The following is a 25,637-nucleotide window of genomic DNA, read 5'->3' on the forward strand; positions in this document are numbered from 1 at the left end:
TTTCTTTGTACACACAAGCTAGCTTTTACTGGAAACAATTTCCAGAAAAAATATGTTGCCTATGATGTTGCGATCAGCCGGTGGCGGCAGGCGTAGCAGTGCCAAACGATCAAGCGGCAAGAGTGGAATGCGATGAAGGAAGCGGATTGTCAGGCTGAAGTGATCGTCGTCGGTGGCGGTCTGGTCGGCGCCACGCTGGCCGCTTTGCTGGGCGAGGCTGGCGTGGCGGTGACGGTACTCGACGCGCGCCCGGGGCCGCTGGTGGACACCGGTATCGGCCAGGGCCAGCCGGCGCGGCGGGTCAGCGCGCTGACCCCGGTCAGCCAGCGTCTGTTCGAGCATCTCGGCGTATGGCCGGCGATGGTGGCGCGTCGGGTCACGCCCTATCGCGGCATGCAGGTCTGGGACGGCGAAGGCAGTGGCGAGATCGCCTTCGATGCCGATCAGGCGGGAACGCCGGTGCTCGGCCATATCGTCGAGAATGACGTGATGCTCGCCGCGCTCGAGGCGCGCCTGGCCGATCTACCCAGCGTGACCCAGGTGTTCGACGCACGCCTGAGCGCCCTGCAGACCACGGCGCTGGGGCGCCGATTGATCCTCGCCGACGGGCGGCGCTTCATCGCGCCGCTGGTGGTGGGTGCCGATGGCGCGCGCTCGCAACTGCGCGAGTTGGCCGAGATCGCCGCGCATTCCCGCGATACCGGCCAGGCCGCGCTGGTGACCACGGTGCGCACCGAGCGGCCGCACGCCGGCGTGGCGCGCCAGGTATTCCTGGCCAGCGGACCGTTGGCGTTTCTGCCATTGAGTGTCGAGGGCGACGACCGCTACTGCTCGATCGTCTGGTCGACGCAGCCGGCCGAGGCCGAGCGCCTGTGCGGTGTGTCACGCGCGGCGCTGGGCGATACGCTGGCGCAGGCCTTCGAGCGGCGCCTGGGCGATGTGGCGGTGCTCGATGACGCGCTCGTGGTGCCGCTGACGCAGCGCCACGCCGAGCGCTACACCGAGTCCGGGCTGGCGTTGATCGGCGATGCCGCGCACAGCATCCACCCGTTGGCCGGCCAGGGCGTGAACCTGGGTTTCATGGATGCCGCGGTGCTCGCCGAGGAGCTGATCGAGGCGCGCCGACGCGGCGCCTCGCTGGGCGATACGCGCATTCTCTCGCGTTACTCGCGGCGCCGGCGCACCGACAACACCGCCATGTTGGCATTGATGGATGGCTTCCGGCTGCTGTTCGGCGCTAAGCACCCGGCTGTGCGTGTGGCGCGCAACCTGGGGTTGTCCGGCGTCGACCGTTTGTTGCCACTCAAGCGACTGCTGATGCGCCAGGCGATCGGCGAACGCGGGCGCTTGCCGGCTAGCTGTCGTTAGCCGGGGCCGATGTACCGACTCCCGCCCCGGCCGGCAGGCGCTCGAGCACATTGAGCGCCTTGAGCAGATTGAGCGCCTCGCCGAGCTGGTAATCCTGCAAGGGGTCGCTCGACACGCGCGGTTCCTGCGTGCCGTTGGGATTGGCCAGACGCCCCGCGAGATCCGATTCGCGCAGACCGAAATCGTTGCCCTCGGCGACTTCCAGTCGCCCGCGGACCACGCGCACGTCGGGGGTGATGCCTTGGGCCTGGATCGAGCGACCGCTGGGCGTGTAGTAAAGCGCGGTGGTCAGTTTCAGGCCATCGCCGTTGGCCAGCGGCAGAACCTGCTGCACCGAGCCCTTGCCGAAACTCGGCGTGCCCATGATCACCGCGCGGCGTTGATCCTGTAGCGCGCCGGCGACGATTTCCGCCGCCGAGGCACTGCCGCCGTTGATCAATACCACCATCGGCACCTCGGCGGATATGCCGGTGCCGGGGGTGGCGGCGAAGCGCAGGTCGCTGTCATCGAGGCGCCCCTCGGTGTAGACGATCAGGCCGCTATCGAGGAAGGCATCGGCAACCTCGACGGCACCGTTGAGCACACCGCCGGGGTTGTTGCGCAGGTCGACGATCAGCCCCTTGAGTGGCGCCTGCTCGGTGAACTTGGCCAACGCATCGCGAACCTGCTGTCCGGTGCGGCTCTGGAATTGGCTGATGCGCAGGTAGCCATAGCCGGGTTCGAGCAGCTCGCTCTTGACGCTGTCGCTGTGGATGATTTCGCGAGTCAGGGTGTAGGTGCGTGGCGCGCTTTCGTCGCTACGCAGGATGGTCAGTTGAATATCCTCGCCGGGCTCGCCGCGCATCAAGGTGACGGCTTCCTGCAGCGACATTCGCTCGGTGGGCGTATCGTCGATGCGTAGGATGACGTCGCGAGCCTGCAAGCCGGCCTCGGCGGCCGGGGTGCCGTCGATCGGCGCGATGATCGTCAACTGGCCGTCCTGCATGCCCACTTCGATGCCGATACCGCCGAACTCGCCTTCGGTGGATTCACGCAGTGCCTCGAAGTCTTCGCTGGACAGATAGGCCGAGTGCGGATCCAGCTCGCTGAGCATGCCGCGCATGGCGTTGCGCAGCAGCGTGGCGTCGTCGACCTCCTCGACATAGGCGCGCTTGATGCGCTCGAAAACCTCGGCGAAGGTGCGCACATCGGTAACCGGCAGTGCGCTCTCGGTTTCTTCCGGGGCGGCGATCGCGGGGTTGCACAAGCCGAGCAGCAGGGCCGGCAATAGCCAGGTCAAACGGAAAACGCGCATGCTTTCTCCAGATCGCGAGGGGGCGAAAACCTCAGCATAGCGTTACGCCCGGGACGAGTTCTACATTTAGCGTTGGCCGATCCATTGTGCCGGATCGATCGGCTCGCCACCGCGACGCACTTCGAAGTACAGCGCCGGGCGCGAACGGCCCCCGGTCATGCCCACCGCGGCGATGATCTCGTCGCGTTTCACGCGCTCGCCGACCGCGACATTGAAGTGTTGCACGTGAGCGTAAAGCGACATGATGTCATCGCCGTGATCGATGATCAGCAGGTTGCCGAAGCCGCGCATCCAATTGGCGAACACCACCCGGCCGGGGTGAATGGCGCGCACCGCGCTGCCTTCGTCAGCCGCGATCACCAGGCCGTTGCGATTGATGCCCTCGCCATTGCCGAAACTCGATACGACGTCGCCCTGCACCGGCCATGGCAGCTCGCCCTGGGTCTCGGCGATGGCGGTGGACGGCGGTGGTTGCTCGAGGCGAGCAAGCTGCTCGCGAATCTGGTCGAGTACCTGTTCGGCGTGGGCACGGTTCCGGTTGAGCTGTTCCAGGCGCGCTTGTTCGTCACTGTAGCGATCGTCGAGTTTGGCGACTAGCGCGGCGCGTTCGCGCATGCGCTCGGCGAGCGCCACGCTCTGTGCGTTGAGCTCACCGGCCAGGCTAACGAGGCGTTTGCGTCGCGCGTCGAGTTCGGCGCGGTTCTCGGCCAGTCGCGCGTCGAGCCGGGCGAGTGCCTCGAGCCGCTCGTTGCGCGCCCGCGCAAGATAATTGAGGTAGCTCTGCATGCGATCGAGGCGTGCCGGGTCGTCCTGGTTGAGCAGCAGTTTGAGCTGCGGCGCGGCGCCCAGGCGATAGAGGGCGTCGAGCTGCACGCGCAGGGCTTCGATCTGCTCGGCCTGTTGGGCTTCCAGCTCGGCGCGGCGCTCTTCCAGCGTAGCGATCTCGTCGTCGAGCCGGCGGCGCTCGGCGTGCAGGGCATCGAGGCGCTGGTGAGTCTCGCCCAACGCGATCTCGACCTCCTCGAGCGCGCGGCTGGCGTCGCTGCGCGCCTCGCCGGTTTCCTCCAGGCGCGCGGCGAGCGCCTGGATATCGGCGCTGAGCGCGTTGACCCTGGCTTCGGCGTCGCTTGCGCTGGGCGTGTCTTGCGACTGGGCATGAGCCTGAGCCAGCGGCGCGCATAGCGTCAGCAGCGCGGTCAGTACCAAGGCGCTGCCGCGCTGGCGACTCTCACGCAACATGGCGCTGCCGATCAGTGGTAGTCGACCAGCACGTTGCCGGTCATCTCGTCGGGGATCGTTTCGCCCATCATGGTTAGCAGCGTCGGCGCGATATCGCATAGCCGCCCATCGTCGCGCAGGCGCGCGTCGCGCTGGGTAACGTAGATCAGCGGCACCTCACAGGTGGTGTGCGCGGTCTGCGGCGCGCCGGTATCGGGATTGACCATCTGTTCGGCGTTGCCGTGATCGGCGGTGATCAGGCATTCGCCGCCGGCGCGCTCGATGGCCTCGACCACGCGACCGACGCATTCGTCGAGCGCTTCGACGGCCTTGACCGCCGCGTCGAACTTGCCGGTATGACCGACCATGTCGCCGTTGGCGTAGTTGCACACGATCAGATCGAAGGAGCCTGCGTCGATCGCCGCGACCAGCTTGTCGGTGACTTCGGCTGCGCTCATCTCGGGCTTCTCGTCGTAGGTCCTGACGTCCTGCGGCGAGGGAATCAGCTCGCGAGTCTCGCCCTGGTATTCTGCCTCGCGCCCGCCGGAGAAGAAGAACGTCACGTGGGCGTATTTCTCGGTCTCGGCGATGCGTAGCTGAGTCAGGCCACGCTTGGAAACCACTTCACCCAGGGTGTTGTGCAGATCGGAGGGCGGGAAGGCGCAGGTCGCGGGAATATCGGCGGCATATTGAGTGAGCGTCACCAGGCCATCGCCGGCGAGTCTGGGCTGCGTCTGGCGAGTGAAACCCGTGAAGCCGCTATCGACGAAGGCGCGCGTCAGTTCGCGGGCGCGGTCGGCGCGGAAGTTCATGAAGATGGCGGCATCGCCGTCGGCCATGGCGATGGCCTCGCCTTGGGGGCGAATACTCGTCGCGGCGACGAATTCGTCGCTTTCCTCGCGCTCGTAGGCAGCGGCCAGAGCGGCGCTGGCGGACTCGGCGGCATGCTCGCCGGTGCCTTCGGTGATCAGCCGATAAGCCTTCTCGACGCGCTCCCAGCGGTTGTCGCGATCCATGGCGAAATAGCGCCCGACGATGGAGGCGATAAAGCCGTTATCCCTGCCGACCAGCTCGGCGAGCCTGGCATCGAGGCGCTCGATCGATGCCAGGGCGCTTTTCGGTGGCGTGTCGCGACCATCGAGGAAGGCATGCACGTAGATGCGCGTGGCGCCGCGTGCGGCGGCCAGCTCGGCCATGGCCAGGATGTGATCCTCGTGGCTATGCACGCCGCCCGGCGACAACAGGCCGAGCAGGTGCACGGCCTTGCCGGCCCGGGCCGCGGCGTCGAGCGGCGCGGTCAAGGCACTGATCGACGCCAGTTCGCCGTCGTCGATGGCCTTGGTGATACGCGTGAAATCCTGATAGACGATACGCCCGGCGCCGAGGTTCATGTGACCGACCTCGGAATTGCCCATCTGGCCTGCGGGCAGGCCGACGTACTGGCCGTCGGTATGGATCAGGCCGTTGGGATAACGTTGCTTCAGGCGGTCCATCACCGGCGTTCTGGCGGCGTGGATGGCATTGTGCTCGGTAATCTCGCTATGACCGTAGCCATCGAGAATCAGCAGCGCCACCGGCCGGGGGCGCAACGTGCTGCTATCTGACATGAACTGGCCTCGCTATGCGTTTTCACGACTCACGGCTTTGACATCATAACGCAGCCGGTAGCCGGGCGTCACAGCCGCGCTCGATGACGGACGCGCGGCAAAGGCTTGTGTATACTGGGCTGCGCCCATTAACGGGGCTGACTTCAACAAGAGTTATCCGGACCCATGATCGATCAGTTTTTCGAATTCGCGCAGAACCACCCGCTGCTGGTGGGTGCCTTCCTGATAGTGCTCGTGGCCTGGCTTGGCTACGAGTTCATGCGTGGCAATCACGGTGTCGACTGCAGCGAGGCGACCACCTTGGTCAACCGCGAGGATGGCGTTATCGTCGACATTCGCGACGCCAAGGACTTCAAGGAAGGGCATATCGCCGGGGCGCGCAACATTCCCCAGAGCCGGCTCGACGAGCGCCTCGCCGAACTCGACAAGTTCAAGGACAAGCCGATCGTGGTGGTCTGCAAGCATGGCCAGTCATCGGGCATCGCCGTGGCCAAGCTGACCAAGGCCGGCTTCGCCCGGGCCGCCAAGCTCAAGGGTGGCATGGCGCAGTGGCAGGCGGACAGTCTGCCCGTGGTCAGAAAGTAAACGTAACTGAAAAGCGTAACGTCTCATTAAGGGAAGCGAAACATGGCGGAAGACAACAATCAGGCCGCACAGGGCCAGGACCAGAAGCAACTGCAATTCTCCCTGCAGCGCATCTACGTCAAGGACATCTCCTTCGAGTCGCCGAATGCACCGGCAGTGTTCCAGCAGCCGTTCAAGCCCAAGGTCAGCCTCGATCTGAACAGCACCAGCGAACAGGTCGGCGAGGATCTCTATGAAGTGGTGGTCAAGGTCACCGCGCAGGTGGCGCATGCCGAGAGTGGCACGACCTCGTTTCTGGTCGAGGTCGAGCAGGGCGGGCTGTTCCGCATCGCCGGGCTGCAGGGCGACCAGCTCGATCACACCCTCGGTGCGTTCTGCCCCAATGTGCTGTTCCCCTATGCCCGCGAGTGCATCGACAATCTGGTCAACCGGGGCAGCTTCCCTCCGCTGATGCTGGCGCCGGTCAACTTCGAGGCGATGTATGCGCAGAAGAAGCAGCGCCAGGCTGAAGGCAGCGAAACCACTCAGTAAATGCCGGCCCATGGCCAGTTCATGAAAGCTCCGCGTATTCATGTCGATGCCGCGCTCGCACCCGGCGTCGATTTGATCCTGCCCGAGGCGGCGGCGCGCCATGTCGCGGCTGTGTTGCGACTGCGCGAGGGCGCGCCGCTGACGTTGTTCGATGGCCGTGGCCAGGAGGCCACGGCCGAGCTTGTTGAAGTCACCCGCAAGCGCGTGGTGGTGCGCATCGCTACGCTAGCCGACGGGCGAGGCGAGTCGCCGCTGGCGGTGCATCTCGGTCAGGCGATCTCCAAGGGCGAGCGCATGGATTACGCGATCCAGAAGGCCGCCGAACTGGGCGTGGCGGCGATTACCCCGCTTTACACCGAGCATGGCGACGTGCGCCTCAAGGGCGAGCGCGCGGCCAAGAAGCTCGCCCATTGGCAGGGCGTGGTGGCCAGCGCCTGCGAGCAGTGCGGTCGCGCCACGCTGCCCAAGGTGCATGCGCCGCGTCCGTTGAGCGAGTGGCTGGCCGATCGCGATGAAGCGCTTCGTCTGGTGCTGCATCCGGCGACCGAATCGGCCTGGCGCAACGCGCAGGGCGTCACCAGCGCCGCCTTGCTGATCGGCTCCGAAGGCGGGCTATCCGCCGCCGAAGTGGCCCGCGCCAGCGACGCCGGCTTCACACCGCTGACGCTTGGCCCGCGCATCCTGCGCACCGAGACCGCGCCGGTCGTGGCGCTGACGCTGTTGCAGCATCATTTCGGCGATCTGTGAGAGGGTGTTTACAAATTGCTGTGCTCGGCCATGCGGCGTTGAAAACTGCCTCAAAATGCTCATTTACGCCATGTAAACTGCGCTTTTTCGGCTGATTTCGTCTTGCTTGACCGTCGCTCGCGACTTTTGTAAACCCCCTCTGATGCGCCCGTTTTCACTCGACCGCGCCAGCGGCTTTGTCAGTGTGGCTGCCTCGGCCGCATAATGCTCGGACAGCCTTGCAGGAACTCCACCATGCCCCGATCGTTCAAGGATCATCCCGTCACGCGTCCTGGCGCGTCTTCGCGTGAAAGAGCGCCGCACGGCGAGCCCCGGCCCCTGGCGCGCCTGGGCGAGGTGGCCTTTCTCAAGGTGGTGACGGTCAATGACACCGGCGCCTTCCTGGATTGGGGGCTGCCCAAGGACCTGCTGTTGCCCTACGGCGAGCAGCGCTCCAGGCCCGGCGTCGGCAAGCGGGTACTGGTGATGGTGCACGAGGATGCCCGGGGCCGACCGTTGGCCTCGATGCGCCTGGACAAGTTCATCGCCGATGAAGCCAGCGGGTTGTCGCAGGGCGACAAGGTCGAGTTGACCATCGCCGAAGCTACCGACCTGGGCGTCAAGGCGGTGGTCGACCACCGCTTCTGGGGACTGATTTATCACGATGATATGCCCCAGCCGCTGCGCCGTGGACAGCGCCTTGACGGCTATGTGCGCCGCATACGCGACGACGGGCGCCTGGATCTGGCGCTGGTGCCACCGGGGCCGGCCAGGCTGGATGTGGTGGGCGACCAGATCCTGGCTGCCCTGGGCCGCAACCAGGGCTATCTGACACTGAGCGACAAGAGTCCGGCGGACGAGATCAAGACGCGCCTGGGCATGAGCAAGAGTGCCTTCAAGCAGGCGATAGGCCGCTTGTACAAGCGGCGTTTGATCGCTATCGAGGAGCGCGGTATCCGCTTGCTGCCCGACACCGAGAATCCGTAGCCGCCGAGCGATGTCCCGTCCTGGTCTAGCCTTGGTCTAGCTCAGGGGCTACGGCATACTGCGACGCATCGTTCCCTGCCGTGGAAGACCGTATTCATGAGCCAACGCACTCTCAAGATCGGCGTGGTGATGGACCCCATCGACGCCATCGCCTACCAGAAAGACACCACCATGGCCATGCTGTGGGCCGCCTGTGATCGCGGTTGGTCGCTGCATTACATGGAGCAGCGGGATCTCTACCTCGAGAATGGCCGGGCCATGGCGCGGCTGCGCGATCTCAGCGTGTATCGCGATCCGAGCCACTGGTACGACATTGGCAAACCCCAGGCCACGCCGCTCGCCGAGCTCGACGTGATCCTGATGCGCAAGGACCCGCCGGTCGATAGCCATTTTCTGAATGCCGTCTACCTGCTGGGCTTCGCCGAGCGCGAGGGCGTGCTGGTGGTCAACCCGACCCGCGCGCTGCTCGAATGCAACGAGAAGCTCTTCGCCCAGCAGTTTCCGCAGTGTGGCGCGCCCTGCGTGGTATCGTGCAACGACAAGGTGCTGCGGGCCTTCCACGCCGAACACGGCGATGTGATCTTCAAGCCGCTGGATGGCATGGGTGGCAGTGGTATCTTCCATATTGGCCCCGACGGTCGCAATCTCGGCGCGGTGATCGAGCAGCTCACCGAGCGCGGGCGGCGCCAGATCATGGCTCAGCGCTACATTCCCGAGATCAGGGATGGCGATACCCGTATCCTGCTGATCGACGGCGAGCCGGTGCCCTATGGGCTGGCGCGGGTGCCCATGGCCGGCGAGACGCGCGGCAATCTGGCCGCCGGCGGGCGTGGCGTCAGCCGCGAGCTGACCGAGCGCGACCTGTGGCTGGTCGAGCAGGTCAAGCCGACCATTCTCGACAAGGGGCTGATGTTCGTCGGCCTCGACGTGATCGGCGATTACATCACCGAGATCAATGTCACCAGCCCGACCTGCGTGCGCGAGATCGACGACCAGCGCGGTACCGATATCGCCGGGCTGCTGTGGGATGCGATCCTACGTCGTCTGGGCCGGGTCGAGTCGAAATAGCGAGACGCGCATGGCCGCACCGATTCACGAGATAGCGACAGGCAGGGCCTCGGTCAGTCGGGCCTACCGGCAGCGGCTGTCCTGGGTGGCGGCGATCCTGCTGCATGTCGTTGCGCTGGGCGTGATGGGCGGCTGGCGGCTGGCGCCCGAAGCCACACCGCCGGTGCCGGTAAGCCTGGACGTGGTGCTGGCCCGCGTACCGTCGGTCGAAGCGCAAGCGGCGCTGGCGATCGCCGAGGCCAATCAGCGGGCATCCGGCCCCGAATCGACGGGGCGCGACGCCGCACCCGTCCCGCCCGAGCCGCAGCAACCTTCGCCACCGCCCGAACCCTTGCCGAAACCCGCGCCGCAAGCGCCTAGCGAGCCCACGCCAGCGCCACAACCTGAAACGCCACCCGCGTCGGAGGCCCCCGAACCCGCGGCGCAACCCGATCCTGCCCCGGTGCCCGAGCCGGCTCCACCGCCTGAACCGGCACCCGAGCCGGCGCCGCCACCTTCGCCTCCCCAGGCGGCCGAGGCACCCAGCGGTCGGGCGCTGCTGGCCCAGGCTACTGCCAGCGTAAGCCAGCAGGGCTTCGATGCCTCGCTGGCCGGCGGCGGCATGGGCGAGGCCAGTCAATCGGCCGCGCAACGCGCCGCCGAGACGCGTTATATCGAGGCCTGGACGCAGCGCGTCGAGGCCTATGGCAACTTGCACTACCCGGCACCCGATGCGCTGGATGGCCAGTTACGAATTCGCGTAATCATCGGCCGCGACGGTCAGTTACGCCTCGCGGAGGTGATACAATCTTCAGGACATCCCGAACTCGACCGAGCCGCCCTCAAGACCGTGCGCGGCGCGGCGCCCTACCGGCCCTTCGACAGCGGCATGGGGGCGCGCGACAGCCTGGCCATCACGCGGGTCTGGCGCTTCGGGGAAGGCAATAATTTTGGCGTGCAATAGGGGCGATGAACCCCGCCGCCGGGGAGGCTCATGCAAAGCTTGCGAAATCACTTCCTGCTGGCGATGCCTCATCTCGAGGATCCCAATTTCGCCGGCAGCCTCAGTTATCTGTGCGACCATGATGACAATGGCACCATGGGGGTGATCGTCAATCGCCCACTGGATCTGACCCTGGACGCACTTCTCGAACAGCTCGAACTCGACGCCGATGAGTGCCCGACGCGCGACGCGCCAGTGTATTACGGTGGCCCGGTGCACCGCGACCGCGGTTTCATCCTGCATCGTGGCGACAGCCAACCCTGGGACTCCAGCCTCCAGGTCGCGCATAACGTTGCCCTGACCACCTCGATGGATATGCTTCAGGCGATCGCCGCCGGCAAGGGGCCGGCGAATTTCCTGGTCTGCCTGGGCTGTTGCGGCTGGGAGGCCGGCCAGCTCGAGACGGAGCTCAAGGACAACACCTGGCTGACCGTCGAAGCCCAGGCCGGCATTCTGTTCGATCTGCCAGCGGAGCAGCGCCTGCACGGCGCCGCCGGCATTCTCGGCGTGGACCTGAACCTGCTTTCCAGCCAGGCCGGCCATAGTTGAATTCATGCTAAAACGGCCTATGCTCGGCCATATTGCGTTGTTCCGGGACAAGAAATGCTCATTTACCAATTTGTAAACTTCGCTTCCTTGCCCCGGAACGCCTTATCTGGCCAGCGCTCGCCACGTTTTATCGATGAATTAATGGTGGGCGGATGAAAAGCAACGAGGCTGGCCAGCGCCTGGTGCTGGCATTCGATTTCGGCAGCCGGCGTATCGGCGTGGCGGTAGGCAACGAGATGCTGGGTAGCGCCAGCGAGCTGGCGGCGTTACCGGCGCGCGACGGCATCCCCGATTGGAGCGTGGTATCGCGGCTGGTCGAGGAGTGGCGCCCGGACCTGTTCGTGGTCGGCCTGCCGCTCAATATGGATGGCAGCGAATCGGCGATGAGTACCCGCGCGCGCAAGTTCGGCAAGCGCCTCTATGGGCGCTATGGCAAGCCCTGCGAGATGGTCGACGAGCGCGGCTCGACCGTGGCGGCCAAGGCCATCGCCCGCGAGACGGGTCATCGTGGCAACTACCGCGACGAGGGCGTCGACGGCCTGGCCGCACGGTTGATTCTGGAGGGCTACTTCGCGCGTCGGGTAGGCCCGCCGTCACACCCATGACACATGAAACCCCGTGCGCTAGTGCGCCAGGGTCGTGTCGCCGGCGTATTTCCTGGCGAAGTCGCCCACCGAAATACAGGTGTATCGCTCGATGAAGAAGGCCAGCGTCGAGGGCCGGGTAAAACGCTCTTCGAAGCGCTCCTGGGTCTCCACGCCTCTGACCACGCTGGCAAGATAGTGGTGATCGACCCGTGAAACATTGACGATCGCCTGCCGGTTGGCCTGTTGTTTCTCGACGACGAGTTCCTGGTGCTGCGCGAGCAATTCGCTGAGCACCTTGCCACCCTCGATCTCGTCGGGTGAATTCCAGATATCCTGATCGCGGTCGCCATACTGGTACAGAATCGTGACCAGTAACGCGGAGTAGACGATGCCGATCAGCAGATACGTGATCTGGGCGGAGGACGGATGCGTGGTGAACAGGGCGACGGCCTGGAGCACGGCGGCGGCGGCCAGAAAATAGGAGAGCGGACGCCAGACACGTGGGCTCATGAAGCCCCGCTTGAGGATATACCCCCACAGGCCGACTACCGCCATGGCGCCCACGGCGAGCTGGATCACCACCATCATCGAGCCGCCACCCAACACCAGCGCGACAAGGCCCAACAGGAGAAGCAGGCTGTACAAAACCCCCAGCATGACAAACGCTCGATTCTGGTTCATTGGCGCTATGCCTCCTCAATGGTCGCCGTGCTCGGCAACATTTCTTGTTCTATATCACATTGAACCTTCTCACAATCCCCGCTGGCTAGCAGCCCATGCGATGGTCTATTGCCGCTGACACTCAGCTCCCTTGGTACGGCGCGTCGTCCACGCCGATGGTCTTCGGCACGAACCAGCGCACGTCGCGCAGATCGCGCTCGATCAGTTCATCGACCTCGAGCAGCGTGGCGAAGATCGCCATGCGCAGCGGGATGCCGTTATCGGTCTGGCGGAAGATCGCCAGGCGCGAATCGCCGTTCAGGTCGACGCTGAGATCGTTAGCGCCCGGCCGGCTGTCGCGTGGCAACGGGTGCATGACCATGGTGGTCGGCGTGCAGTGCCGGTCGAGAAAGGCCCGGTTGACCGTGAATTCCTGGGATACCCCGGCGAAGCTCTCCGACATCTCGTCGGTGAAGCGCTCCTTCTGGATGCGCGTGGCGTAGACCACGTCGAGATCGCCGAAATCGCCGAGCAGGCTGTCGCGTTGCTCGACACGGTGCCCACGCGACTCCACCAGGTCGATCAACGCGCTGGGCATTTCCAGCCCCGGCGGCGAAACCAGGCTGATACGCAGCGGCGCGTAGAGCGACAGCAGCTTGATCAGCGAGTGCACGGTGCGGCCATACTTGAGATCGCCGGTCAGCAGCAGGTGCGCGCCGGCCAGCGACTTGCCGAGCCGCGTGAATTCCTTGTCGATGGTGTAGAGATCGAGCAGCGCCTGGCTGGGGTGTTCGCCGGGGCCGTCGCCGCCGTTGATCACCGGCACGTGAGTGGCCTCGGCGAACTGCGCGACCGAGCCCTGTTCCGGGTGGCGCATGACGATGGCATCGACGTAGCCGCTGACCACGCGGCTGGTGTCGTACAGCGACTCGCCCTTGGCCATCGAGGAAAAGGTGAAGCCGGTGGTGTCACAGACGCTGCCACCCAGCCGACAGAAGGCAGCATTGAAGCTGATGCGCGTGCGTGTGCTGGCTTCGAAGAACAGGTTGCCGAGCACCGCGCCTTCCAGCACGCGCGTCACCTTGCGGCGGCTGGCGATCGGCTCCATGCGGCTGGCGACCCGCAGCAGGTGGTCGACATAGTCCCGGGATAGCGAATCGACGGATAGCAGGTGGGAACTCATGGAAAGGCCTCGCGCAGTGAGCATGCGCAATAGTGTACTCATCAACGCCGGGCGCTTCATGCGTTTATGGCGTCGCGTTTCATGAAGTCGCTACGCTTGTTGGTCGGGCTGGGCCTGCCTATCTTCTAAGAGCTTCCGGCGCCTACCGGAGAGCGGTGCCGTTCTTCACCCAGTGCAACCACAGGAGTGACCGCACATGGCCGATCAGAAGCAACCCCCTCAGGAGCAGAGCAAGCAACCCGGCGACGAGCATGCCATGCGTCCGGAACCGGAATTCATCCGCGACGGCTATCGCGGCACCGGCAAGCTCGCGGACAAGGTGGCGATCATCACCGGCGGCGACAGCGGCATCGGCCGCGCCATAGCGCTGCATTACGCCCGCGAAGGCGCGGACAGCGTGCTCGTCTATCTCGACGAGAAACGCGACGCCGAGGATACCCGCGCGCTGGTCGAGGCCGAAGGCCGGCGCTGCCTGTTGCTCGAGGGCGATGTCGGCGAGCCGGCGTTCTGCCGCGAGGTCGTCGACAGGACGCTGGAAGCCTTCGGCAAGCTCAACATCCTGGTCAACAATGCTGCCGAGCAGCACGACTGGGACGACGTCACGCAGATTCCCGACGACCAGCTCCTGCGCACCTTTCAAGTCAATATCTTCAGCCATTTCTATATGGCCAAGGCGGCGTTGCCGCACATGAACGCGGGCGACACCATCATTGCCACCTCGTCGATCAACGCCTTCAAGGGCAACAAGACACTGATCGACTACACCGCAACGAAAGGCGCCATCCAGGGCCTGGTGCGCTCGCTGGCGGTGTCGCTGGTCGGCCGCGGCATTCGCGTCAACGCCGTGGCTCCCGGGCCGGTGTGGACGCCGCTGATCCCGGCCAGCTTCTCCGAGGAGAAGGTCGAGTCGTTCGGCAGCCAGGTGCCCATGGACCGCGCCGGTCAGCCCAGCGAGATGGGCCCGGCCTACGTCTACCTGGCCAGTGAGGAGTCCTCCTACATGACCGGCCAGACGCTGCATCTCAATGGCGGCGTGGTGCTCAACACCTGATAGTCAGGCATCGAACAACGGCAGCAACCACCCGCGCAGCAGCGCGCCGGCACGCCGGATCTCGTCATCCGTGGCGCCGGCATAGCCCAGTACCAGCCCCGCCGTAGCGGGCTCGCCAAGATAATGACGACTCAACGGTCGCAGCGTCATGCCGTGCTGCGCCCCTTTTTTCATCAGCGCCTGCTCGTCGATGCCCGGCGGCAAGCGGGCGAGCAGGTGCATGCCCGACTCCCCCGGCGAGAGCGCGAGCCCACGCGCCACCGCCGGGGCCAGCGTTTCGCGCAGCAAGGCCTGACGGCGGCGGTAGACTTCGCGCATGCGCTTGACGTGACGCGCGAAGTGTCCCGTGGCGATGAACTCCGCCAACGCCGCTTGAATGGGATAGTGGCCCTCGCGGTAGAGGCGCGCCTGAACGCGGCGGAATGGCTCGACCAGCGAGTTCGGCAGGATCAGGTAGCCAAGACGCAGCCCCGGATACAGCGACTTGCTGAAGGTGCCGACATACAGCACGCGCTGGCTGTCGGCGAGGCCCTGTAGCGAGGCGATCGGCTGGGCCCGGTAACGAAACTCGCTGTCGTAGTCGTCCTCGATGATCCAGGCCGCATGGCGCTCCGCCAGGGCCAGCAGCTCCAGGCGCCGCTCCAGGCTCAGCGTTACGCCGCAGGGGTATTGATGCGATGGGGTCACGTAGATCAGACGCGGCGCACGGTCGCGGGGTGCGCGTGACGGATCGAGGCCCTGAGCGTCGACCGGCACCGGCGCCACGTCCAGCTCGGCAGCCGCCAGCGCGGCCTGGGCGCCGACGTAGCCAGGCTCTTCCATCCAGGCGCGGTCGCCGCTGTCGGCTAGCAGTCGAGCAATCGATTCGAAGGCCTGTTGGGCGCCATTGACCACCAGTACTTGCCTTGGCGAGCAGTCGACCGAGCGCGACAGCCTGACGTAATGGCAGATGGCTTCGCGCAGTTCCTCGACGCCGCCTTGTGCCTGGTAGTCGAGCCATTCCATGGGCGCCTCGCGCAGATGACGCTGAATCAGGCGTCGCCAGGCCACGCGAGGGAATAGCTCGAGCGCCGGCACACCCGGCGCGAAGGCTCCCGACGCGCTGTCGGGCAGGCGGCAGCTCGCGAGCGTGCGCTCGCCACGCGATGACAGCACCGCCGGCTGAGTGGGCAAGGTCTCGCTCAGGCTGGCGAGGTGCGCGAGTTCGGCGACGAAGGTGCCGGCGCCGTGGCGAGTCTCGAGAAATCCTTCGGCGACCAGCCGGTCGATGGCGCCGAGTACGGTGTTGCGGCCCAGCCCGAGCTGGCGCGCTAGCCATCGCGAGGAAGGCAGGCGGCTACCGCCCGGCAGCCGGCCCTGCTGTACCCAGCGGCGCAGCGCGGCGTAAAGCCGACGTTGCAGGGTGCCGGCGGCCGGGGTCGCCAGTTCGATGGCCAGCGCCTCGCCGATCCAGTCGGGTTGCGGGTGCTGGTCGACGAGTGGTTCTTTCAAATTGCGCATGATTGGCTCTAACCATGGGGCCAGTGTTGTTCTAGCCTACTCGTGAAACGTCCATCATGGGAGCCGGTCATGACGACATCACGAGTCCTTGAATTTCCCGCGCCAGTTGGTGCCGCCGTGCCGGATTGGCAAGGCGCCGAACTGCCCGAGCGGCGTGTGCTCGAAGGGCGGCTGTGTCGTGTCGAGCCGCTGTCAGCCGAGCGCCATGGCGACGACTTATGGGCGGCCATGAACCTAGCCGACGCCGAACACAACTGGACCTATCTATCGTATGGGCCATTCGCTGACGCATCAGCGTATCGGGCCTGGCTGGCGGAGATGGCGTCACGCGAGGATCCGCTATTTTTCGCGATCGTCGATAGGACAACGGCGCGTGCGGTCGGCGTGGCGAGTTTTCTGCGCATCGACGCTGGCGCCGGCACCATCGAGGTCGGCCACATCAACTTCTCGCCGTTGTTGCAGCGCCGCTCCGCCGCCAGCGAGGCGATGTTTTTGATGATGCGCTATGCCTTCGCGCTGGGCTATCGGCGCTACGAGTGGAAGTGCGATGCGCTCAACCAACCATCGCGCCGGGCCGCAGCACGGCTGGGGTTCACCTTCGAGGGCATGTTTCGCCAGGCCACGGTGGTCAAGGGGCGCAACCGCGACACTGCCTGGTTTTCGATCATCGATAGCGAATGGCCGGCGCTGGAAAAGGCTTTCGAGATCTGGTTGGCGGCCGATAACTTCGACGCCGAAGGCCATCAATACGTGACTCTGGGATCGCTGACATCCCCTGCCTGACCGGGAGCTTATGATGCATATCCGACACGCAACAACGGACGATCTGGACGCCTTGGTGTCGCTACTCGAAGGCTATCGCCAGTTCTATCGTCAGCCGCGCGACGCCGAGCGGGCGCGCGCATTCCTCGAAGCACGCTTCGCGCGGGAGGATTCACTGATTCTGCTGGCGGTCGACGAACGCGACCGGCCGTTCGGCTTCACGCAACTGTTCCCGACATTGAATACGGTTCGGCTGACGTCGCGCTGGGTGCTCAACGATCTGTTCGTCGACCCCGAAGCGCGCCGCCAGGGGGCGGGCAAGGCACTGCTCGAAGCCGCTCGCGCGCACTGCGAGGCAGTCGGCGTCGGCGAGATGCGACTCGCTACCCAAGTGGATAACCGCGCCGCCAAGACGCTCTACGAATCGCTTGGCTGGCAGCGGGTCGCTGGCTTCGATCACTACACGCTGGTATTGACGTAGCGGGGTTCGTTCAGCGCTCGTCGCTCGATGGCAGGCGGCCACCGATCTGGGTGGTGATCTCGCGCGCGGCGCGACCGACCAGGCCACCGAGTTCGGCCAAACGCGATTCGGGAATACGCGCCACCGGACCGGACACCGAGATCGCTCCCAGCGGGTTGCCATGCTGGTCGTGAATCGAGGCGGCCACGCAGTTGAGGCCGATGGCGTGCTCCTCGCGATCGCAGGCATAGCCCTGGCGGCGAATCTCGGCCATGCTTTCACGCAGTCGTGCCGGCGTGTCGATGGTATTTTCGGTGACCCGGTTCAGGCCCCGCGCCTGGAGAATGCGCTCGACCTCCCTGTCCGGCAGCCACGCCAGCAGGGCCTTGCCCACCCCCGAGGCATGCAGCGGCGCGCGCGACCCCAGGCGGGTGATCATGCGCATCATCTGCGGCGATTCGCTCTGTGCCAGGAATACCGCCATGCCGTCGTCGCGAATACCGAGATTGGCGGTTTCTCCACTCTCCAGCGTCAACTGACGCAGGAAGGGCCGCGCGGTGGCGACGAAATCGCGCGCCTCCAGAAAGGTATTGCCGATCTGGAAGGTCTTGACGCCGATCTTCCATAGGCCGAGATCGGCATCCTGGGTGATGAAGCCCTGCTTGTGCAGCGCCTGCAGCAGCCGGTGAGTGGTCGATGGCGCCAGACCGACGATCTGGGCGATATCCGACAGGCCAAGGCCGGTCGGCGTCGCCGCCAGACCTTCGAGAATATTCAGCCCACGCACCAACGATTGGCTGTGGCCGCCGTTGCTCTTGCCGGAGCCCGCCGGGCGGCCGACCGGCTTGCGTTTGGTTTCTGCCACGCCCATTTCTCCACTCACGCGAGTTCCCCCATTGATTTAACCAACAGCATACACACCTGCCCGCCATCACGGAATCGGCTTCCATTTTAATTGCGCGCTGGCGGTATGTCAGGCTGGACGGCGGCTAGGGAGCGATGCGAGATTGCAATCTGAATCTGGCGATTCGATTGATCTGTTCGATGGCGGTGCGTCGCTCTTCATCGAGTGAGTGGTTCAGGCGAGTCTCGAAGGCGGCCAGTATCTTGTAGCGATCGCTGCCCTTGACAGCCATCACGAAGGGAAAGCCGAAGCGGGCCTTATAGGCATCGTTATAACGATGAAAGCGCTCGAGCTCTTCCTGGGAACATTGATCGAGCCCGGCGCCGGCCTGCTCCCGGGTTGAGTCGGCGGTCAGCTCGCCAGAGGCGGCGGCTTTTCCAGCCAGGTCCGGGTGGGCGCGGATCACTTCGAGCTGACGCTCTGCCGAGGCAGCGGCGAGTATCTCGCTCATGGTGTCGGCGAGACCGTCGGGCGTGTCCTGGGCAGGGCCGAGGCCGGTGTCCCAGCTCAGTTCGGCGACCCACGGCGAATGTTCATAGATATCGCCATAGCGGCTGACGAAGTCGTCGCGGTCGAGCGTGCTGGGTCGAGGGTCGAGCGTGGTTGCGGGCATGGCGTCGTTTCTCCGGGTTGGTCAGAAGCGGTTTCAGTACGGTCTGCAGTCACGTGTATGACAAGGTAGCACTAAAATGTATACAAAAAAATTTTGAATTGTACTTCATTTAGCGCTAAAACTGTCTCCATAGCCTGGCGGTTCGTGGCGAGCCACGACCAGACAATCGCTAGCCGAACAAATCGATCGAGGAGCACGACCTATGGGACGCCTGACGACTCACGTACTCGATACCAGCCGGGGCCGCCCGGGCAGCGAACTGCGTATCGAAATATTCCGCCTGGATGGCGAAGCCCGCACCCGCCTGGGCGAAGTGACCACCAATGACGATGGCCGCTGCGATGCGCCGATCCTCGAGGGTGAGGCGTTTACGACCGGTGAGTATGAACTGTTGTTCCATGCCGGCGAGTATCTCGACAGACAGGACGCGCCAAGCGACAGGCCGCGATTCCTCGATCGCATTCCACTGCGCTTCGGTGTCGCCGATGCCGACCAGCATTATCACGTACCGCTGCTGCTGTCGGCATTCGCGTATTCCACGTATCGCGGTAGCTGAGACTGCCTCGACCCTCTCAGACGACAATAACCGCACAAGACGAGACTAGCTTATGCAAGCGTATCTACTGGATTTTGCCAACATGCTGCTGCGATGGCTGCATGTCATCGCCGCCATTGCCTGGATTGGCGAGTCGATCTATTTCGTCATGCTCGACAATGGATTGCGTGCGCCCAAGGCGGCCGAAGACAAGGAAAAAGGCGTATTCGGCGAAATGTGGGCCGTTCATGGCGGTGGTTTTTACCATAACCAGAAGTACACCAGCGCCCCGGCGAAACTCCCTGGTGACCTGCACTGGTCGTTCTGGAAGGCTTATACCACCTGGCTATCGGGTTTCGGCCTGTTCATCATGCTGTACATGGCCAACCCGAGCTTTTACCTGATCGACACATCCAGCGATTGGGCATGGGCCGCCAACATGACCGGCTGGCAGGCCAATATCGTTGCGCTGCTGTTTTTGTTGGCGGGTTGGGTCGTCTATAACGAACTGTGCAAGCGTATCAGCCCCAACATGGAACGCGATGGCATCCTGAGTATCGCGGTTGCGGTGATGATGGTGATCGTCGCTTACCTGAGCACGCAGATCTTCGCCGGTCGCGCGGCATTCCTGCTGACCGGCGCGGTCATGGCAACCGCCATGTCGGCCAACGTATTCTTCTGGATCATTCCGGGTCAGCGTCGCATGGTCAAGGCCATGAAAGCGGGCGAAACCCCCGACCCCATCGACGGCAAGCGTGGCAAGCAGCGCTCCGTGCACAACACTTATTTCACTCTGCCCGTCGTGTTGCTGATGCTGAGCAACCATTACTCGTTCCTGTTTTCCCACCCTATGTCGTGGCTCATCATGGCGTTGTTCATCTTTGCCGGTGCGCTGATCCGCCAGTTCTTCGTGGTGATGCATACCGGCAAGATTCAGGTGGGTTATCCCATCGCCGGGGTGGCGCTGATCCTCCTCAACGTCTGGATCGCGGTGCCGAGTGGTGAGCCGGCCGCCACCGCGCAAGCCAGCGAGCAAGTCGCCTTCAGCGAGGTCGAGCAGGTGGTCGTCGAGCGCTGCGCCGGCTGCCATGCCGCCGAGCCGAGCTTCGGTGGGTTCGCCAGCGCGCCGGCCGGGGTGCGCCTGGATAGCGCCGAGCTGATTCGTCAGCATATCGCCGACATTGGGCGGGTGTCGGTGCAGTCGCAATACATGCCGCTGGGCAACGTCACCCAGATGACCGAGGAGGAGCGCGCGCTGATCGGTAGCTGGATCGCCCAACAGTCTGCCAAGTAAGCATCGCATAAGCGCCGCCATCGACGCCGGCCCACCTCGCGAAACGATAGGGGTGGGCCGGTGTCATCGCGTGGGCAGTCGTCGCTTGCCGGCTTAAACGTATACAATGAAGCCCAACGACGCTTTCCGTTGTGAGGATCACCCAGCATGACCGAGCATCAACAATTGCCCGACAGTGCGGTAACCGATAGCGAGCCGGCCAAGCCCCGACGCGGCAAGAATGGCGATGGCGCCGAGCGCCACGATGCCATCTACCGCACCATCAGCGATGCCATCATAGAGCACCGCCTGCGTCCCGGTGCGCGGCTACGCGAAGACGCCCTGGCCGAAGTGTTCGGCGTCAGCCGTACCGGCATCCGCAAGATTCTCCAGCGCCTGGCGCTCGAGCACCTGGTCACCCTCACCCCTCGGCGCGGCGCCAGCGTGACTCGCCCCAGCGCCGAGGAAGCCCGCGACGTATTCGCCGCCCGGCAACTGGTGGAATGCGGGGTGATGGATTCGGTGGCGCGAAGCATGACTGCGGCCGACGTGAGCGAGCTGCGCGATATCGCCCTGCGCGAGCGCACCGCCCTGCGCGCCGGCGAGCAGAGTACCGCGATCAAGCTGTCGGCCGAGTTCCATGTGCGCCTGGCGCAGCTTTCGGGCAATGCCACGCTGGCCGAGTTCATCGGCCGGCTGTGCTCGCGTTCCTCGCTGATCCTGGCGGTCTACGGCAATCCCGGCAATCTGGGCTGCGAATCGCACGATCACGACGAGTTGATCGACTGTCTCGAGGCCGGCAAGGGCGAGCGTGCCTCGGCCTTCATGGGGCGTCACCTCAAGGCCATCGAGGCCTCGCTGTCGATCGACGTGGAAGAGGAAGAGACCCCGGACCTGCATCGGATCTTTTCACTCTAGCCCTTTGTCGGGCAGCAAAAAACGCCGGCCCTGGGCCGGCGTCGCTGTTCTGGGGCGTGCATTCAGTCACAAAAGCGCTGGCAGGGCGTCCAGTGGCGCATCAGCAGGTAGTAGGTCAACCCCGCCGGAATCAGGCTGGCGTACCAGGACACGGCCGAGAAGAAGAGTGCCACGACGATGCCCACGGCGGTGGCAATGAGCGCCGCGTAGTTGACGCCACGGTAAGGGCCCTGTTCGTCATAGAACTTGGCGATATCCAGGGTGCGGCGGCGAATCAGGTAGTAGTCGACCGCGAGTATCGCGAAGATCGGGCCGAGGAACGCCGAGTAAGTCTGCACGAACAGTTGCAGGCCGGCGGCGGACTCGTCCTGAACAAGCTCCCAGGGAAAGGTGGCGAAGGCCAGCAGGCCGACGATTACCGTAGCGGTGCGAAACTTCAGCTTGAACACGTCCATCAGCACGTAGGTCGGCGGCACCACGTTGTTGAGTACGTTGGTGGTGACCTGGGCGAAGGCGATGAACAGCAGCGTGGTCATCAGCAGTGGCGTGTTGTTCACCGCGCTGGCGAATACCTGGATGGGATCGGCCACCCCGGTCGCCTCGGAAACCATGTAGCCGATCAGGCCCATGAACAGCGTGCAAGGCATGATCGACATGGCGTAAATGGTCGTCAACAGGCCGGGGCCGGTGCCGCGTTTGTGCTCGCGCGAGTAGTCACTGACGTTGAGTATCATGGTGCTGTAGATACCCAGGAACAGCATGGTGGCGCCCCAGAACGGCAGCCCCCACGAGCCCTCCATGGTCAGCAGGTTGGCCGACAGTGCGTCGCCGTATTGCTGCACGGTGCTGTAGAACATGTAGACCAGCGAGAGGAGGATGAAGCCGCTGCCGATGTTCTCCAGCCACTTGATGCCCTGAAAGCCCATCACCGACAGGCCGATCTGCAGGAACTGGAAGGCGATGAAGAAGAACACCAGGTTGTCGAAGCCGAACAACGTGGCCGACACCATGTTCAATGCACCGGCGCCGATCCAGCTCTGGAAGCCGTACCAGACGATGGCGGGAACGGCGCGCACCAGCCCCGGCAACCGCGTGCCGGCAAAGCCGAACGCGCTACGCGCCTGGACCATGAACGGGATGCCGTACTTGTAGCCGGCCGCGCCGTTGATGGCCAAGGCCACGCCGATGACGAAGCAGCCGATGGCGATGGCCAGCGTCGCCTGGATCAAATTGAGCGAGCCGACGACGCTCGAACCCATGGTGAAGGTGCCGATCGACACGCAACCGCCGAACCAGGCCAGTAGGTAGGAGAAACGCCCCATGATGCGGGTCTGCTGTGGCGCCAGCGACTCGTCGCCGGCGGATTTGGTCTGCGCGGCTTGGTCCGGCGAGACGCTCTGCGGGGGTATCGTTTGGTTTTGCATGGTAATTGACCTCGCGGATTGTTGTTGTTCGGTCCATCTGAAAGGTGTCAGTGCTATCAGATGAGCCTTGTCCGTCGGCGTACCGGTCGCTGGCGAGTAACGCGTCAGGGTTCGAGATTCGAGAGATGCGCGAACTGGCCGGTGTAGGCCTTGGGCCGCGGGAAGGCCAGGTCGCCATGCTTGCTGGTGCCCAGGCCGAGCCCGACCAGTGCCTCGGCGAGCTTGACCGCCGCCGTGACGCCCTCGATCACCGGCAGGCCCACTGCGTCACTTATCTGCTCGGTGAGATCGGCCATGCCACCGCAACCGAGCACGATGGCGCCGATGTTGTCCTCGTCGCGTGCCCGGCGGCATTCGTCGATCAGCCGTGCTAGCGCGGTACTGCCGTCGTCCTCCAGGTCGAGCACCGGAATCTCGGCGGCGCGCACGCGGCGGCAGTGATGGGCGAAACCGTAGTTCTGCAACAGGTGCTCGGCGATGATGCCGGTGCGCCCCAGGGTGGTGACGATCGAGAAACGGGTGCTGATCAGCGTGGCCATGTGGAAGGCCGCCTCGGCGATGCCGATCACCGGCGCACGGGTCAGTTCGCGAGCCGCCAGCAGGCCGGGGTCGCCGAAACAGGCGATGATGTAGGCGTCGGCCCGTTCGCGCTCGCCGCTGCGGATTTCCTCGGCCACGCCCACCGCGCTGATGGCTTCATCGAAGTGACCCTCGATGGAAACCGGCCCGCTGGCGGGGTTGGTGGCGCTGATGCGCGTGCCCGGCGCGGCGATACGGCTGGCGGCCTCGCCGATCTTGTGCGTCATGCTGGCGGTGGTGTTGGGGTTGATCACGTGAATGTGCATGGCGGTCACCCTGGCTAAGCGGTCTATGTTTTTGTACACAAAATAATTGGTGTTGGATACAAAGCTAGTGTAAGGCGTCGACGAGCGCAAGTCATGGCAAAGAAAGTTTGAGATTTTATTTTTAATCTTTTTATAACAATAAGATACTGTTGTTTTGTCTTGGTCGTTCGCGCTTGGAAGAGATGGGTATGACCTTCACATGCTGTCTCTTTCGCCATGAAACGTTATGGACTGCGTACATAAAATTTTATTTATTGTATACAGCTTGATTGCACATAGACCATGAGATTTCCGTGCCGGGGCCTGCTATATGGTGACGTAAGGTGTGCCAGGCTCAGTCCGCAATGCCTGAGCGGCGGCGGCTCGTGCGGGCGAAAAGGAGGCGCTTGCAAGGAAGTGGGATACAGACTATATTTTTACTGTATACAATAACTGTTCTTCATTTTTTGTGGCCAAAAAATATCGAGGTTAATTTTTAAAAAACAGTCGCTTGAGATTTTTCCAAGAATCTATCGCACAAATATTTTGATTTTTTGTATACAAGAAGCCAGTCTCATAACAGGACGGGGTGCATCGTCGTGCCCTGGCTGATGACAACGACAATGACGAGGCTGACATGCAACACCACGAGCTCAACAATCCCGAGCTGATGCCGACCCGGTCGGAGGATCGGGACATCAATATCTGGGACTTCACCATGCTGTGGGCCGGCATGACCATCAACATGGGCGCTTTCACCATGGGCGCGCAGCTCTATCCGGGGCTCTCGCCGCTGATGATCCTCGGCGCCATCCTGGTGGCCTACATGATCGTCACCAGCATTCTGGTGCTGACCGGCGATATCGGCATTCGCTACGGCATGCCCTTCGCGGTCTACATTCGTAGTTGCTTCGGCTATCAGGGCGCCAAGATTCCCGCCGTGCTGCGCGCGATTCCGGCCTGCTTCTGGTTCGGCTTCCAGACCTGGGTGGCGGCGGTGGCCATCGGCAAGCTGCTGGAGCTGTGGTTCGGCTACACCAACACCACGCTTCTGATCCTGGTTTTCGCCGCGCTGCAGGTCATCAACGCCATCTATGGCATGAAGGCCATGGCCAAGTTCGACTGGGTGGCGATTCCGGCGCTGACGGTACTGATCGGCGCGGTCACGCTGTGGCTGCTGGGCGACAACGACGCCACGCTGTTCGATGTCTTCAGCGCGCCCGCGACCGGCGACGGTTCGTTCTGGTTCGCGGTGATGGGCATTGCCGGTATCTGGATCACCATGGGCCTGAACAGTCCCGATCTGACCCGCAAGCTGGAGCGCTCGCGCGATCACGCCAGCACGAACTTCTTCGTGCGCAACCGCAAGCCGTTCATGGCCCAGCTCGGCGGGTTGATCGTGATTGGCACGGGTATCCTGCTGGTTGGCATGATCGGCGGCATCCTCACCGGCACCTGGGACCCGATCGCCATCGTCACCGATTCGATCAGCCACCCGGTGGTGCTGATCCTGAGCATGCTGACCATCGCCTTCGCCCAGTGGTCGACCAATACCGCGGCCAACCTGATGCCGTCGGCGTACGTTTTAATGAACGTCTTCCCGCGGCTGTCGTTCGGCTGGGGCGTGGCGATCTCCGGGGCACTCGGTTTGTTGATGATGCCTTGGCTGTTCGCCGACAGCCTGCTGTGGTTCACCGTGATCACCTCGGCGCTGCTGGGCCCGGTGGCCGGGATCATGATCGCCGACTACTACCTGTTGCGCCGTGGCAAGCTCGACCCCGAGCAGTTCTACGATCCCAAGGGGCCGTTCGTCTATCAGCGCAACTTCAATCTGCGCGGCTTCGCGGTGTTCGGCCTGTCGTTCGTGGCCAGTGTAGCCTTCGTCGAGCTGGCCTTCTTCGTCGGCTTGGCGGTCAGCGTGATCGGCTATACGGTGGCGATGCGCGGCGAGGTCGGCCGGCAGCAGCAGAGCATGACGGCCCTGAAAGAGGCGCCGCAGGGCTGAGCGCGGATGCCGCGAACGGCATA

The 25,637-nt window shown here is 64.1% G+C and carries 26 protein-coding genes; 16 read left to right on the forward strand and 10 right to left on the reverse strand.

From position 1 onward, the window contains the following. Nucleotides 1–132 precede the first annotated feature (132 nt). The gene (locus tag BLR92_RS09775; RefSeq protein WP_089727968.1) at nt 133–1,368 is read left to right on the forward strand and encodes a UbiH/UbiF/VisC/COQ6 family ubiquinone biosynthesis hydroxylase; all 1,236 of its coding nucleotides are present in this window, start codon (nt 133–135) and stop codon (nt 1,366–1,368) included. Here BLR92_RS09775 and BLR92_RS09780 read toward each other — a convergent pair. The 3 genes from BLR92_RS09780 to gpmI all read right to left on the reverse strand — a co-directional run bounded on the left by BLR92_RS09780 (nt 1,355) and on the right by gpmI (nt 5,487). Further along, the gene (locus BLR92_RS09780) at nt 1,355–2,662 is read right to left on the reverse strand and encodes a S41 family peptidase (protein ID WP_089727970.1); all 1,308 of its coding nucleotides are present in this window, start codon (nt 2,660–2,662) and stop codon (nt 1,355–1,357) included. The two genes, BLR92_RS09775 and BLR92_RS09780, sit on opposite strands and share 14 nt — an antisense overlap. 66 nt (nt 2,663–2,728) lie before the next feature. Further along, entirely contained in the window at nt 2,729–3,901 is a 1,173-nt protein-coding gene (locus BLR92_RS09785) for a murein hydrolase activator EnvC family protein (protein WP_245704164.1), read from the reverse strand. A gap of 11 nt (nt 3,902–3,912) precedes the next feature. After that, on the reverse strand, nt 3,913–5,487 hold the full coding sequence (gpmI, locus tag BLR92_RS09790) for a 2,3-bisphosphoglycerate-independent phosphoglycerate mutase (RefSeq protein ID WP_089727975.1): 1,575 nt from the start codon (nt 5,485–5,487) through the stop codon (nt 3,913–3,915). Between the two features lie 165 nt (nt 5,488–5,652). Here gpmI and BLR92_RS09795 point away from each other — a divergent pair, with 165 nt between their 5' ends. From BLR92_RS09795 to ruvX, 8 genes are all read left to right on the forward strand, one after another. Beyond that, on the forward strand, nt 5,653–6,072 hold the full coding sequence (locus tag BLR92_RS09795; RefSeq protein WP_089727977.1) for a rhodanese-like domain-containing protein: 420 nt from the start codon (nt 5,653–5,655) through the stop codon (nt 6,070–6,072). A gap of 42 nt (nt 6,073–6,114) precedes the next feature. Next, nucleotides 6,115–6,603, forward strand: a complete 489-nt coding sequence (secB, locus tag BLR92_RS09800) for a protein-export chaperone SecB (protein WP_089727978.1) — start codon at nt 6,115–6,117, stop codon at nt 6,601–6,603. Between the two features lie 21 nt (nt 6,604–6,624). After that, nucleotides 6,625–7,350, forward strand: a complete 726-nt coding sequence (locus BLR92_RS09805; protein ID WP_089728082.1) for a 16S rRNA (uracil(1498)-N(3))-methyltransferase — start codon at nt 6,625–6,627, stop codon at nt 7,348–7,350. Between the two features lie 234 nt (nt 7,351–7,584). Further along, complete coding sequence (locus BLR92_RS09810; protein ID WP_089727980.1) at nt 7,585–8,316, forward strand: CvfB family protein; 732 nt, start codon at nt 7,585–7,587, stop codon at nt 8,314–8,316. A gap of 96 nt (nt 8,317–8,412) precedes the next feature. Continuing rightward, a complete protein-coding gene (gshB, locus tag BLR92_RS09815) occupies nt 8,413–9,384 on the forward strand; it encodes a glutathione synthase (protein WP_089727982.1) in 972 nt (323 codons plus the stop codon). Between the two features lie 10 nt (nt 9,385–9,394). Continuing rightward, on the forward strand, nt 9,395–10,327 hold the full coding sequence (locus BLR92_RS09820) for an energy transducer TonB (protein WP_089727984.1): 933 nt from the start codon (nt 9,395–9,397) through the stop codon (nt 10,325–10,327). 30 nt (nt 10,328–10,357) lie between these two features. Continuing rightward, complete coding sequence (locus BLR92_RS09825) at nt 10,358–10,915, forward strand: YqgE/AlgH family protein (RefSeq protein WP_089727986.1); 558 nt, start codon at nt 10,358–10,360, stop codon at nt 10,913–10,915. Between the two features lie 152 nt (nt 10,916–11,067). Continuing rightward, the gene (ruvX, locus tag BLR92_RS09830; protein ID WP_089727987.1) at nt 11,068–11,520 is read left to right on the forward strand and encodes a Holliday junction resolvase RuvX; all 453 of its coding nucleotides are present in this window, start codon (nt 11,068–11,070) and stop codon (nt 11,518–11,520) included. 18 nt (nt 11,521–11,538) lie between these two features. On the opposite strand, the gene BLR92_RS09835 is transcribed toward ruvX, so the two are convergent. Beyond that, entirely contained in the window at nt 11,539–12,183 is a 645-nt protein-coding gene (locus BLR92_RS09835) for a hypothetical protein (RefSeq protein WP_089727989.1), read from the reverse strand. A gap of 121 nt (nt 12,184–12,304) precedes the next feature. Further along, nucleotides 12,305–13,345 carry an aspartate carbamoyltransferase gene (locus BLR92_RS09840; protein ID WP_089727991.1) on the reverse strand — a complete coding sequence of 347 codons (1,041 nt, stop codon included), beginning with the start codon at nt 13,343–13,345 and terminating at the stop codon, nt 12,305–12,307. Nucleotides 13,346–13,541: 196 nt separating this feature from the next. On the opposite strand from BLR92_RS09840, the gene BLR92_RS09845 reads away from it, so the two are divergent. Further along, the gene (locus BLR92_RS09845) at nt 13,542–14,396 is read left to right on the forward strand and encodes an SDR family oxidoreductase (RefSeq protein WP_089727993.1); all 855 of its coding nucleotides are present in this window, start codon (nt 13,542–13,544) and stop codon (nt 14,394–14,396) included. Nucleotides 14,397–14,399: 3 nt separating this feature from the next. Here the strand turns inward: BLR92_RS09845 and pdxR are convergent, their stop codons facing one another. Then, nucleotides 14,400–15,896, reverse strand: a complete 1,497-nt coding sequence (gene pdxR, locus BLR92_RS09850) for a MocR-like pyridoxine biosynthesis transcription factor PdxR (RefSeq protein WP_089727996.1) — start codon at nt 15,894–15,896, stop codon at nt 14,400–14,402. A gap of 69 nt (nt 15,897–15,965) precedes the next feature. Between pdxR and BLR92_RS09855 the strand changes: the two genes are divergently transcribed. Together BLR92_RS09855 and BLR92_RS09860 are read left to right on the forward strand one after the other, a co-directional pair. Then, nucleotides 15,966–16,679: a GNAT family N-acetyltransferase gene (locus BLR92_RS09855; protein ID WP_089727999.1), complete on the forward strand. Its 714-nt coding sequence runs from the start codon at nt 15,966–15,968 to the stop codon at nt 16,677–16,679. Nucleotides 16,680–16,692: 13 nt separating this feature from the next. Further along, complete coding sequence (locus tag BLR92_RS09860) at nt 16,693–17,139, forward strand: GNAT family N-acetyltransferase (protein ID WP_340148219.1); 447 nt, start codon at nt 16,693–16,695, stop codon at nt 17,137–17,139. Between the two features lie 10 nt (nt 17,140–17,149). Here BLR92_RS09860 and BLR92_RS09865 read toward each other — a convergent pair whose 3' ends face one another. Both BLR92_RS09865 and uraD read right to left on the reverse strand, forming a co-directional pair. After that, nucleotides 17,150–17,983, reverse strand: a complete 834-nt coding sequence (locus tag BLR92_RS09865; RefSeq protein WP_089728085.1) for an IclR family transcriptional regulator — start codon at nt 17,981–17,983, stop codon at nt 17,150–17,152. 124 nt (nt 17,984–18,107) lie between these two features. Next, a complete protein-coding gene (gene uraD, locus BLR92_RS09870; RefSeq protein WP_089728003.1) occupies nt 18,108–18,635 on the reverse strand; it encodes a 2-oxo-4-hydroxy-4-carboxy-5-ureidoimidazoline decarboxylase in 528 nt (175 codons plus the stop codon). A 202-nt stretch (nt 18,636–18,837) separates the two neighbouring features. Here uraD and uraH point away from each other — a divergent pair, with 202 nt between their 5' ends. From uraH to BLR92_RS09885, 3 genes are all read left to right on the forward strand, one after another. After that, nucleotides 18,838–19,191 carry a hydroxyisourate hydrolase gene (gene uraH, locus BLR92_RS09875; protein WP_089728005.1) on the forward strand — a complete coding sequence of 118 codons (354 nt, stop codon included), beginning with the start codon at nt 18,838–18,840 and terminating at the stop codon, nt 19,189–19,191. A 52-nt stretch (nt 19,192–19,243) separates the two neighbouring features. Beyond that, on the forward strand, nt 19,244–20,464 hold the full coding sequence (locus tag BLR92_RS09880; RefSeq protein WP_089728007.1) for a urate hydroxylase PuuD: 1,221 nt from the start codon (nt 19,244–19,246) through the stop codon (nt 20,462–20,464). A 147-nt stretch (nt 20,465–20,611) separates the two neighbouring features. After that, complete coding sequence (locus tag BLR92_RS09885; RefSeq protein ID WP_089728009.1) at nt 20,612–21,361, forward strand: GntR family transcriptional regulator; 750 nt, start codon at nt 20,612–20,614, stop codon at nt 21,359–21,361. A 62-nt stretch (nt 21,362–21,423) separates the two neighbouring features. Here BLR92_RS09885 and BLR92_RS09890 read toward each other — a convergent pair whose 3' ends face one another. Next, nucleotides 21,424–22,785, reverse strand: a complete 1,362-nt coding sequence (locus tag BLR92_RS09890) for an NCS1 family transporter (protein WP_089728011.1) — start codon at nt 22,783–22,785, stop codon at nt 21,424–21,426. A 104-nt stretch (nt 22,786–22,889) separates the two neighbouring features. Then, nucleotides 22,890–23,630 (reverse strand): aspartate/glutamate racemase family protein, encoded by a 741-nt coding sequence (locus tag BLR92_RS09895; RefSeq protein WP_089728012.1) that lies wholly within the window; start codon nt 23,628–23,630, stop codon nt 22,890–22,892. A 616-nt stretch (nt 23,631–24,246) separates the two neighbouring features. On the opposite strand from BLR92_RS09895, the gene BLR92_RS09900 reads away from it, so the two are divergent. Next, nucleotides 24,247–25,614, forward strand: a complete 1,368-nt coding sequence (locus BLR92_RS09900) for a cytosine permease (RefSeq protein ID WP_089728014.1) — start codon at nt 24,247–24,249, stop codon at nt 25,612–25,614. Nucleotides 25,615–25,637: the final 23 nt, after the last annotated feature.

The organism is Modicisalibacter muralis, from assembly GCF_900102945.1.
GTDB lineage: Bacteria > Pseudomonadota > Gammaproteobacteria > Pseudomonadales > Halomonadaceae > Modicisalibacter > Modicisalibacter muralis.